This is a genomic window from Amycolatopsis speibonae (assembly GCF_042647925.1).
In the GTDB taxonomy this organism is placed as follows: domain Bacteria; phylum Actinomycetota; class Actinomycetes; order Mycobacteriales; family Pseudonocardiaceae; genus Amycolatopsis; species Amycolatopsis speibonae.
Genome location: NZ_JBHRWK010000060.1, coordinates 51586 through 62029, shown reverse-complemented (window position 1 = coordinate 62029; position 10444 = coordinate 51586). Strand labels below are relative to the sequence as shown.

Below are 10444 nucleotides of genomic sequence, written 5' to 3'. Positions count from 1 at the left end.
CAGACCTCACCAACCACGCCATCAACACCGGCATCACCCCACCAACGAAGATCAAACCAGCGAGTTGATTATCGGCGCGCCCTCAACGTCCGAAATCTTCCCCGCTCGGCCGCCGGCCGGAGTGTCCTCGAACTGTCAGGGAATGACCAGCACGGGGGCGGTTTCCGGGGTAGCAGCCGCGTCCGAACGGGTGGTTTCGGCGAGGTGCAGACCCGTGGTGCGGGGGGCGATCCGGTCGAGGTTCCACGAGCTCAGCAGCAACGCCACCTTCGATCGCATCTCGGTCCGCAGCCGCAGGAACGAGTCGGCGGGATCGGCGCCGACCTCGCCGAGCAGGAGCCACCAGGCCCACGCGGCCGCGCCGGCGTTGGCGACGAAGTCCGGGATCACCGGGATGCCACGAGCGGCCAGGCCCGCTTCGGCGTCCGGGGTGGTCGCCGCGTTGGCCGCCTCGATGACGACCTTCGCCTTGACCACGCCCTGGTTCCCGGCGCGCAGCGCGTAGGAGATCGCCGCCGGGACGAAGATGTCGGCCTCCGTCGCGACGATCTCGTCGCGGGGGAGCAGTTGGACGTCGGCGGGCAGCCGGCTCCGGTCGATTTCGCCGTACTCGTCGCGCAGGTCCAGTAGCGCGGGGATGTCGAGGCCTTCCGGCCGGTACAGCGTCCCGGCGGCGTCGGCGACCGCGACGACGTTCATTCCGGCTTCGTGCAGGTACCAGGCCGCGCCGCCGCCCATCGTGCCGATGCCCTGGATGGCGACCGTGGTCTTCTCGACCGGCCACTCCCACGCGTCGGCGACCCCGAGACAGGCCTGTGCGACGCCGTAGCCGCCGATGACGTCGCCGAGCAGGAGCCCACCGGGGACCGGGGTGCTCAACCCGGCCTGCACGCGGCGAAGGGTGTGCGCCGGATCGGCCGAACGGCGGATGGCTGCGTGGTACGACTGATCGAGCCCCAGCTTCGCGAACACCTCGTCGATCAGGTGCTGCGGCACGCCGAGATCCTCGGCGGTCACCCAGTGGTTGTCGATCCACGGTCGCAGGAACGCGCAGAACCGTTCCAGCACACCGAAAGCGCGTTCGTCCTTCGGGTCGAAGTCGATGCCGCCCTTGGCCCCGCCGACAGGCAGGCCGAAGGTCGCGGTCTTGTTCGCCATCCCCCTCGCCAGGTCCTCGACCTCGGTCATCGTGCAGCCCGCGCGCATCCGGGTCCCGCCTGTCGCGATGCCGGAAACCAGGCTGTGCACTACGAGAAAGCCGGTGGCACCGGTGACGGCGTCGGTCCAGATGAGCCTCATCAGCGGTTCGGCGTTCCTCGCGGCCATGCGGCCACCTCCTTCGGGATCTGGGGGTCGTGCTGCGCCACTTCCGAGGGTGCGCCCGAGCGGGTGCGGACGTCCATTTACCGAATCTGAACGATGACGTGCAGAAAAACTGGTGTAACGCCGCCCGACGCGTCGTCCGGCACCCGCCACCTCGCCCGATTACGTTGGAGGCATGGAGCTTTCGTTGCACCGCCTGCGGATGCTCCGCGAGCTGAGCAGGCGCGGCACCGTCACGGCGGCCGCGGCGTCGCTGCACTACACCGCTTCGGCGGTTTCGCAGCAGCTGGCTCAGTTGGAGCGGGACGTGGGCGCGAAGCTGTTCGAACGGTTCGGCAGACGGGTACAACTGACCGAACTGGGGCTGCTGCTCACCGAGCACGCCGAGGAGATCCTGGGGTCGGTCGAGCGGGCGACGCTGGCACTGGAGGAGGCACAGGAGACCGTCTCGGTCCGGCTCATGGCCGGGGTGTGGGCGTCGGTCGCTTCGGGGTTGCTGCCACCCGCGCTGGCCGCGCTGGCGGGCGCGCATCCGGGGATCCAGGTCCGGACCCGTGAACTGGCACCCGAGGACACCGCTGACGCCGTCCGTGACGGTGAGCTGGACCTGTCGTTCGTGATCGACTATTCCGACGCGCCGATGCCGTGGGACGCCGGGCTGGAGCGGGCGGTGATCGCGGTCGAACGGCTGCACGCCGCGGTGCCCGCCGGTGCCGTTCCCTCGGGCAGCGCGTCCCTGCCCGAATTGGCCGAGCATCCCTGGATCCTCGCCAGCCCGAAGAGTCACTTCGGCCGCGCGGTGCGCACGGCGTGTCACCGTCACGGGTTCGAGCCCAAGATCAACCACGAGGTCGAGGAGCAGTCGACGGCGATGGCGATGGTCCGGGCCGGGCTCGGGGTGACCCTCGTTTCGGATCTCGGACTGGGGCTCCGGCCGCCGGGGATCGACGTCGTCGCGTTGACCACACCGTTGCTTCGAACGGTTTCGATCGCCTATCGCAGGACCACGTCGCGGCGACCGGCCCTGCAGCTGGTGATCGGGGCGGTCCGCGACGCGGCCGCGGCGCTGGGCCTGGGCACCGAGCCCGCTTTGCCCTGATTCGTCCCGTCCTAAAAGGTGGTCCGCGAATCCTGCCCGGCAAGAACGCACCTGAAGTTGTCGGACCCCGCGTGTAGCGTCCGAAGTCAAGGTTTCTCAGTTATCGGACAACCTACTGGACGGCGGAAAGATGACTACTGTTCATGATTTCCCCGAGAAGTCCGGGAGCGCGTCGAACGCGACGGCGAAGGTCCTCTCGGACCGCGCCGAGGGCGAGGCGTATGTGGCTTCCGTGTGCTTCAAGCACGGGCCACCGAGACTCCTCGGCGTAGAGCTGGAATTCACCGTGCACTACGCCGACGAGCCCGCCCGGCCTCTCGACCCCGACGATCTCGCCACCGCGCTCGGCCCGCACACCCCGCGGACACTGCGCCCCGACAGCCCCGCCCTCCCGCTTCCGGCAGGTTCACCGCTGAGCCTCGAGCCCGGATGTCAGGTGGAGATCTCCGCTCAACCACAGACCACGCTGCGCCACCTGGACGCCGTCGTCTCGGCCGATCTGGCCCACCTCGAAACCCTTCTCACCGCCCGAGGCCTGTACCTGGGTGACACCGGGATAGACAGGCATCGTGCTCCCGCCCGCAAGCTGGGCACGCCTCGTTACGCCGCGATGGAGCGCCGCTTCGCCCCGATGGGCGACGGGGGCGCGACGATGATGTGCAGCACCGCGGGCCTGCAGGTCTGTGTGGACACCGGCGAGGCCGGCGATCTCGCCGACCGCTGGGCCGCGGTCCACGCGCTCGGTCCGCCTTTGCTGGCCACCTTCGCCAACTCCCGGGTCCACGCCGGACGGGACACCGGCCACGCGTCCGCGCGCTGGCTGGCCGTAATGGACACGGAAAAGGTCCGTACTCGCTCGGCGGAGCCGACCGGGGATCCGGCGGGGGAGTGGGCACGCAGGATCCTGGACACCCCGCTGATGGTCCTTCCCGGCGGCGACGGCCGCTGGGACGCGCCCGATTCCCTGACCTTCGCCGACTGGATCGAAGGGAGGGGAGAGGTCGCCGGACTCGGCAAGCCGACCGAGGACGACCTGGCCTATCACCTGACGACCTTCTTCACCCCGGTCCGTCCACAGGGGTACCTGGAGATCCGGTACCTGGACGCCCAGCCCGCGGCCAGATGGCTGCACCCGGTGGCCCTGCTGGCCGCGCTGCTCGCACGCCCGTCCACAGTGGGCAAGGTGCTCGAACTGTGCGAACCGGTCCTGGGCAGATGGGAGTGCGCGGCCCGGTTCGGCCTGGCCGACAGGGCGATCGCCACCGTCGCGAGCGAGGTGGTGGACCTCGGCTGTGCCGAACTCGGCATGACCGGTCTGCCGCCGGAGACCATCACCGAGATCAGCGAGGGCGTGCAGTCCCTCGTACGCGGTTCGAGGAGCACCCAGTCATGAGCGTGGAAAGCACCGAGATCAACCCGCTTCGCGCGTTGAGCCCGCAAGACCTGCGGGCTCACGCGGCCGAGGCACTCACCAGGGCCCGGGAGCGCAGTGTCGCGCTCACCGCCGTCGACGACGAAGAACTGGTCCGCCAGCACTCGAAACTGATGTCGCCGCTGGTCTGGGACCTCGCGCACATCGGCAGCCAGGAAGAGCTCTGGCTGGTGCGCGACGTCGGCGGCCGCGAGGCGCTCCGGCCGGACATCGACGACATCTACGACGCGTTCCAGCACGCCCGCGCGGACCGTCCGGAGCTGCCGTTGCTCGGCCCGGAGGAGACGCGCAAATACGTCCGAGAGGTCCGGGAGAAGTCCTTAGACATCTTGGAAAACGTTCCGCTGCAAGGCAGGCGGCTCACCGAGGACGCCTTCGCCTTCGGCATGATCACCCAGCACGAGCAGCAGCACGACGAGACCATGCTGGCCACCCACCAGCTCCGCAAGGGCGATCCGGTGCTGCACGCGCCCGCCCCGCCGACGTCGCGATCCGGGCGGCTGCCCGCGGAGGTGTTCGTGCCCGGAGGTGCCTTCACCATGGGCACCTCAGCCGAGCCGTGGGCGCTCGACAACGAGCGTCCGGCGCACGAGGTCGCGGTGGAGGCGTTCTTCATCGACACCACACCGGTCACCTGCGGGGCCTATGCCGAGTTTCTCGACTCCGGGGGCTACGAAGACCCGAAGTGGTGGAGTGAGCGCGGCTGGGCGTACCGCAGCGAGCACGGCATCCACGCGCCGCGCTTCTGGAAACGGGAGCAGGACGGCTGGTGGCGGACGCGGTTCGGCGTCTACGAAAAGGTGCCGGCCCTGGAGCCGGTGGTCCACGTTTCCTTCCACGAGGCGGAGGCGTATGCCGCATGGGCAGGCGGGCGTCTGCCGACCGAACGTGAGTGGGAGAAGGCCGCCCGCTTCGACCCGGCGACCGGCCGTTCGCGCCGATTCCCCTGGGGCGACGAGGAACCCGCTCCCGAGCACGCCAACCTCGGGCAGCGGCACCTGCGGCCCGCGGAGGTCGGCGCGTACCCGGCGGGCGCCTCACCACTGGGTGTGCACCAGCTGATCGGCGACGTCTGGGAGTGGACCAGCAGCGGATTCGAGGCGTATCCGGGGTTCGCCTCGTTCCCTTACAAGGAGTACTCGGAGGTGTTCTTCGGCGGGGACTACCGGATCCTGCGTGGTGGCTCGTTCGGCACGGACGCGGCGGCCATCCGCGGCACCTTCCGCAACTGGGACCATCCGATCCGGCGGCAGATCTTCTCCGGGTTCCGCTGTGCCCGGGACGCTCGGCCGAGCGAGGTGGCCTGAGCGGCATGTGCCGTCACCTCGCGTATCTCGGCGAGCCGATTTCGCCGGCCGAGACGGTCTTTCACGCCCCTCATTCGCTGCTCGTGCAGTCCTACGCCCCGGCCGACATGCGGGGCGGCGGTTCGGTCAACGCGGACGGGTACGGCCTCGGCTGGTACACCGAGGCCCCCGATCCGCTGCGGCTGCGCCGGTCCGCTCCTTTGTGGACCGACGGTGACCTGCCCGCGCTGGCCGGGTCGGTGCGGTCGCACGCCTTCATGGCGGCGGTCCGGAACGGCACGACGGGGATGCCGGTGATCGAGGCGGCGAACGCGCCGTTCACCGGCGGCGGTTACCTCTTCAGCCACAATGGAGTGGTGAAGGGCTGGCCGGATTCGATGGCCGAACTCGCCGCGAAACTGCCGATCACCCGCCTTCTGACGCTGGAAGCGACCACGGACTCGGCGCTGCTGTGGGCTTTGCTGCGTGAGCGGCTCGAAGCGGGCGAAGACCCGCTCGCGGCCGTCACGTGGCTGACCGGAGTGGTCGAGGAGGCTGGGCCTGGTTCGCGGCTCAACCTCCTGCTGACCGACGGCCGGACGCTCATCGGCACGGCGTGGACGCATTCCCTGTCCTATCGGGACACCGGTGGAGGTGTGCTCGTCGCGTCGGAACCGTGCGACGACGATCCCGGCTGGATCCCCGTTCCCGACCACCACGCCGTCCGGGTCACCGGCGAAGGCGTGCGAATCCTTCCCCTCGAAGCCGATCGGAGCCCTGAGGCACGATGACCGAAGTGGACCTCGACGTACATCACAGCGAATCGGACATCACCGAGCAACTGCGCTCGGACGTCCGCGCAGGCCTGGAGGCCGACCAGAAGTGGTTGTCGCCCAAATGGTTCTACGACGCGCGCGGCAGCGAACTGTTCGAGAAGATCACCGCCCTGCCCGAGTACTACCCGACCCGGAGCGAACGGGAGGTGCTCGCCGCGCGCGGCGGCGAGATAGCGGAAAGCTCCGGCGCGCACACCCTGGTCGAGCTCGGCTCCGGGTCCAGTGAGAAGACCCGCCTCCTCCTCGACGCGCTCACGAAACACGGCACGTTGAAGGAGTTCGTGCCGCTCGACGTCTCCGAAACCGCGCTGGCGGAAGCCGCCGAAGCCATCACGGCCGACTACCCGTCACTCGAAGTCCGCGGTGTGGTCGGCGACTTCACCCGGCATCTCGACCTGCTGCCGGGTGACCGGCCGCGGCTGGTGGTCTTCCTCGGTGGCACGATCGGCAACTTCCTCCCCGCCGACCGTGCCACCTTCCTGCGCTCGGTCCGCGATGTGCTCGACGAAGGGGAGTGGCTTCTCCTCGGGACGGACCTGGTGAAGGACCGGGAAACGCTGGAACGCGCCTATGACGACGCGGACGGGGTGACCGCCGAGTTCAACCGCAACATGCTCCACGTGATCAACAACGGTCTCGGCGCGAACTTCGATCCGGCCGCCTTCGACCACGTCTCGTATTGGGACGAGGAGAACGAATGGATCGAAATGCGCCTGCGCGCGCGTGAGGCCTTGTCCGTCGACATCCCGGGCGCCGACCTGCGGGTGAAGTTCGCCGAGGGCGAATACGTGCGCACCGAGATCTCCGCGAAGTTCCGGCGGGAGGGAATCGCCGCCGAACTGGCCGATGCCGGATTCGCGGTGGAGAAATGGTGGACGGACTCGGAATCGCGCTTCGGGGTGAGCCTGGCAAGATCTGTCCGTGACTAACCCTCTCACCTTGCTCGCTCGCGCGCTCGGCACGAAACCGTGGCTGATGGGGCTCGCGGGCGGGATCATCTGGGTGGACAAGAAACTCCACCGCCTGTTCAAGGGGAAGGTGAGCCTGGTCGCGCTGGCCGGGCTCCCTTCCCTGCGGCTGACCACGACGGGCCGCAAGAGCGGTCTGCCTCGCAGTACCAACCTTTTGTACTTCCCGCACGATGGGGACTTCGTGCTCGTCGGCTCCAATTGGGGGAGGCCGAACGATCCCGCGTGGACACACAACCTGCGTTCGCATCCCGACGCGGCCGTCGCGCTGGCGGGCAAGGAGATCCCGGTCAGGGCCAGGGAACTCCTCGCCGGCGAGTATGAAGCGATGTGGAAACTGCTGCTGGACTTCTGGCCCGGTTACTCCATGGAGGAGCAAGCCGCTCGCCGTGTGTTACCGATTTTCGAGTTAAAGACAACCACTCGATAGGTTCGTACCATCCTTTCGGCCGGTGACTGGGTTACCGCCTTGTGCGAGGCTCGCTTGGTGTTACGCGCCGTGACGTCGACGGCGCACCGTGCGACGTGGTCCGACACGTCGCAAGCCGAGGGAGGAGTCGTTTTGCCGAGATCCACAAGGAGGCCGGTGCGCGGTTTCGCACTGGTAGGGGCACTCGTGGCCGGCGCCGCGTTGACCGGCGCGTCCGGGACGGCTGTCGCCGCCCAGGACGCCGGGACGTCCGCCGCCCAGGTCGGCGTGACCGCGCCGGTGACCTGGGGTGCCTGCACGGCGGACCAGGTCCGCGGTGTTCCCGCAGATCAGGTCAAGTTCTACAGCTGCGCGCGGTACCGCGTACCGATCGACCACGACAACGCGGCGCTCGGCACCATCGACATCGCGATGCTGAAGCGGGCGGCGAAGACGCCCGACAAGAAGGTCGGCTCACTGTTCCTCAACCCGGGCGGCCCCGGCGGCTCCGGGTTCCGGATGCCGATCGGCGCGGCGAACTACTTCCAGCCCCAGGTGCTGGACCGGTTCGACCTGATCGGGTTCGACCCGCGCGGGGTCGGCGCCAGCAACCCGCTCAAATGCTTCACCACGCAGGAGGACGCGAACGACGTCTTCGCCGCGCAGATCCCCGTGCCGTTGTCGCGGCAGGAGATCTCCGGCACGCTGGCGTCGTACCGCGACTACGGCCAGTTCTGCAAGAACAACGCCGGTGGCCTGCTGAACCACATGTCCACCAAGGACGTCGTGCGTGACCTCGACAAGATGCGGGCGGCGGTCGGCGACCAGAAGCTGACCTTCGTCGGCTTCTCGTACGGGACCCTGATCGGGTCGACGTACACGTCGATGTTCCCGAAGCAGAGCCGGGCCATCGTCATCGACGGCAACGTCGACCCGGCGCTGCGCACCAGCGACGGCGTGCAGTACGACCGTGAGCGGGCACGCGGGTTCGAGATCTCGCTGGACGGTTTCCTGCGCAAGTGCGCGCAGGTCGGGCCGAAGTGCTCCTTCAGCTCGGGCACGCCGCGGGAGAAGTTCGACGAGATCCGCGACTACCTGCGCCAGCAGCCGATCAAGCTGCCGGACGGGAGCAGCTACGACATCAACGCGTTCACCAGCACGGTCTCCGGTGTGCTGTACTCGCCGACGTCGTTCCCGCCGCTGGCCGACGACCTGCAGGCGCTGTACAACGTCGTCCACCCGCCGTCGGCGCAGACGCAGACGGCCCAGGCCGTCGAGCTGAAGGTGCTGCGGTCGGGAGCGAACGGGCGCGCGGACGCGGACCCGGACAGCCCGTACACCGGTGACGACTCCTACTTCGCCGTGAACTGCTCGGACAAGAAGATCACGGTCAAGCAGGAGAAGGTGCCGGAGATCGCCGCGAAGTGGGAGAAGGAATCGCCCACTTTCGGTCGCTACCAGGCGTTCTCGGACGTGGCGGGCTGCCCGGTGTGGCCCGCGAAGAAGCCGGACGTCTACCGCGGCCCGTGGCAGGCCAAGACCGACACCCCGGTGCTGGTCGTCGGCAACTACTACGACCCGGCGACCCAGTACCTGTTCGCGAAGCGGATGGCCGACGAGCTGGGCAACGCCCGGCTGCTCTCGGTCGACGCCTTCGGGCACTGCATCCTGGGTGACTCGCTCGGGGTGGACAAGGTGACGGCCGACTATCTGATCGACCTGAAGATCCCGGCCAACGGCCAGGTGTTCCAGCCGAACGTCCAGCCGTTCGAAACCACTGCCTGAAACCTGGGCTCGTGAACACGAAGGCCACCGTCGCGACGGTGGCCTTCGTGGCGTCCGGGGACCGGTCCCGGGCGACCTGCCCTAGGTTTCCGGGCGGGGAGGCTGGACGAACCGGGGCGAGCTTCTCGCTCCGGTTGTCCGGGTGGGTAACCAGGGCACCGGCCGAGACCTCCGGTGCACCTGGCCCCCGCCCGCCGACCGGTGTCGGTAGCTCACTGACCGCGGCATGCTGGACGAATGGATCCCGTCCGGGCCGCCCACGACCTCGTCACCGCTCGTTTCCCCGGTGCACGCGCCGCGATTCTGGGTGGCAGCGCGAACACCGTGCGCCGGACACCGTTCTCGGATCTCGACATCGTCGTGTTCCTCGACGGCCCGCCCGCGCCTTACCGCGAGACGACCGAGCACGAGGGCTCGCCGGTGGAGTGGTTCTGCCACACCCCGGTGTCTTACGAAGCGCTAGTCGAGCGGGAGACAGCGGACCGGCGTTCGCCTCTGCTGCACATGTGCGGCGAAGGCGTCGTGCTGCTCGACCGGGACGGGTTCGGCCATCGGACGAGCGAGGAGGCCCGGGCGCGGCTGCGCTCCGGGCCTCCACCGCTTTCCACTGCCGAACTGGAGGATCACCGCTACCGGCTCACCGATCTCCTGGACGACCTCGACGGCGCGGACGATCCCGACGAGCTGATCTTCATCGCGGACAGACTGCTGATCGCGGTGGCTGAGCTGGTCCTCGTCGTGCGAGGCCGATGGCGTTCACACGGCAAGTGGCTCTTACGCCGGCTTCGCGAAGCCGACCCGGAGCTCTCTCGGGAACTCCTGCTCAGCTACCGCAATGCGGTCTGCGCGGGAGACCCGGAGCAGTTGCGACGGGTCTCCCGCGATGTCCTCAACGGCGTCGGAGGCCGTCTCCTCCTCGGCTACCGGCGGGACGCTCCCGCCGGTCTCAGACGTTGACGCTCGCGTGGGTGTCCAAGCCGTAGTTCGTGGCGTACGCGTTCTCGACCCCGACCAGCAGGTCGACGATCTCGAAGTACCGGTCCCAGAACGGCGTCTCGCGCAGTGCCTCGATGAGCAGCTGGTACGAGTGGTGGTCCTCGGCTTCCCAGACCCACACGTCGGTCACGCGCGCGGAGTAGAACTCGGTGTCGAAGAACCGGGACCGGACTCCCTTCACCTTGCTCTCGATCACCGGGAGGACTTCGGTGGTGAAGGCCTCCACGCGCTGCTCGACGGTGAGGCCGAGCCATTCGGGCGTGGTCTTCACCAGGATGAAAGCGGTCACTTCGGACATGGTGTTGCTTCC

Annotated in this window: 10 protein-coding genes; 8 read left to right on the top strand and 2 right to left on the bottom strand. The window is 68.5% G+C overall.

What is annotated here, in order from left to right; all coding sequences use genetic code 11:
- Window positions 1-135: 135 nt before the first annotated feature.
- Window positions 136-1326, bottom strand: coding sequence for a Glu/Leu/Phe/Val dehydrogenase dimerization domain-containing protein (locus ACFOSH_RS33145; RefSeq protein ID WP_378243697.1), 1191 nt, complete (start codon window positions 1324-1326; stop codon window positions 136-138).
- A 172-nt stretch (window positions 1327-1498) separates the two neighbouring features.
- Between ACFOSH_RS33145 and ACFOSH_RS33140 the strand changes: the two genes are divergently transcribed.
- The 8 genes from ACFOSH_RS33140 (at window position 1499) to ACFOSH_RS33105 (ending at window position 10095) form a co-directional block, all read left to right on the top strand.
- Complete coding sequence (locus ACFOSH_RS33140) at window positions 1499-2422, top strand: LysR family transcriptional regulator (RefSeq protein ID WP_378243695.1); 924 nt, start codon at window positions 1499-1501, stop codon at window positions 2420-2422.
- Window positions 2423-2552: 130 nt separating this feature from the next.
- Entirely contained in the window at window positions 2553-3815 is a 1263-nt protein-coding gene (locus ACFOSH_RS33135; protein WP_378243693.1) for a glutamate-cysteine ligase family protein, read from the top strand.
- Complete coding sequence (gene egtB / locus ACFOSH_RS33130) at window positions 3812-5161, top strand: ergothioneine biosynthesis protein EgtB (RefSeq protein WP_378243691.1); 1350 nt, start codon at window positions 3812-3814, stop codon at window positions 5159-5161. The genes ACFOSH_RS33135 and egtB overlap by 4 nt, the downstream gene beginning before the upstream one ends.
- Window positions 5162-5166: 5 nt before the next feature.
- Entirely contained in the window at window positions 5167-5931 is a 765-nt protein-coding gene (gene egtC / locus ACFOSH_RS33125; RefSeq protein WP_378243689.1) for an ergothioneine biosynthesis protein EgtC, read from the top strand.
- A complete protein-coding gene (egtD, locus tag ACFOSH_RS33120) occupies window positions 5928-6905 on the top strand; it encodes an L-histidine N(alpha)-methyltransferase (protein ID WP_378243687.1) in 978 nt (325 codons plus the stop codon). The genes egtC and egtD overlap by 4 nt, the downstream gene beginning before the upstream one ends.
- 46 nt (window positions 6906-6951) lie before the next feature.
- Window positions 6952-7374 (top strand): nitroreductase family deazaflavin-dependent oxidoreductase, encoded by a 423-nt coding sequence (locus tag ACFOSH_RS33115; protein WP_378243701.1) that lies wholly within the window; start codon window positions 6952-6954, stop codon window positions 7372-7374.
- Between the two features lie 156 nt (window positions 7375-7530).
- Window positions 7531-9138, top strand: a complete 1608-nt coding sequence (locus tag ACFOSH_RS33110; protein ID WP_378243685.1) for an alpha/beta hydrolase — start codon at window positions 7531-7533, stop codon at window positions 9136-9138.
- Between the two features lie 237 nt (window positions 9139-9375).
- Window positions 9376-10095, top strand: a complete 720-nt coding sequence (locus ACFOSH_RS33105) for a nucleotidyltransferase domain-containing protein (RefSeq protein WP_378243683.1) — start codon at window positions 9376-9378, stop codon at window positions 10093-10095.
- On the opposite strand, the gene ACFOSH_RS33100 is transcribed toward ACFOSH_RS33105, so the two are convergent.
- On the bottom strand, window positions 10085-10432 hold the full coding sequence (locus ACFOSH_RS33100; RefSeq protein WP_378243681.1) for a darcynin family protein: 348 nt from the start codon (window positions 10430-10432) through the stop codon (window positions 10085-10087). The two genes, ACFOSH_RS33105 and ACFOSH_RS33100, sit on opposite strands and share 11 nt — an antisense overlap.
- Window positions 10433-10444 lie beyond the last annotated feature (12 nt).

What these genes read in the sequence shown, in the direction of transcription:
- ACFOSH_RS33145 (WP_378243697.1), bottom strand. Translation starts at nt 1,326, where the DNA reads ATGGCCGCGAGGAACGCCGAACCGCTGATGAGGCTCATCTGGACCGAC.
- ACFOSH_RS33140 (WP_378243695.1), top strand. Translation starts at nt 1,499, where the DNA reads ATGGAGCTTTCGTTGCACCGCCTGCGGATGCTCCGCGAGCTGAGCAGG.
- ACFOSH_RS33135 (WP_378243693.1), top strand. Translation starts at nt 2,553, where the DNA reads ATGACTACTGTTCATGATTTCCCCGAGAAGTCCGGGAGCGCGTCGAAC.
- egtB (WP_378243691.1), top strand. Translation starts at nt 3,812, where the DNA reads ATGAGCGTGGAAAGCACCGAGATCAACCCGCTTCGCGCGTTGAGCCCG.
- egtC (WP_378243689.1), top strand. Translation starts at nt 5,167, where the DNA reads ATGTGCCGTCACCTCGCGTATCTCGGCGAGCCGATTTCGCCGGCCGAG.
- egtD (WP_378243687.1), top strand. Translation starts at nt 5,928, where the DNA reads ATGACCGAAGTGGACCTCGACGTACATCACAGCGAATCGGACATCACC.
- ACFOSH_RS33115 (WP_378243701.1), top strand. Translation starts at nt 6,952, where the DNA reads ATGGGGCTCGCGGGCGGGATCATCTGGGTGGACAAGAAACTCCACCGC.
- ACFOSH_RS33105 (WP_378243683.1), top strand. Translation starts at nt 9,376, where the DNA reads ATGGATCCCGTCCGGGCCGCCCACGACCTCGTCACCGCTCGTTTCCCC.
- ACFOSH_RS33100 (WP_378243681.1), bottom strand. Translation starts at nt 10,432, where the DNA reads ATGTCCGAAGTGACCGCTTTCATCCTGGTGAAGACCACGCCCGAATGG.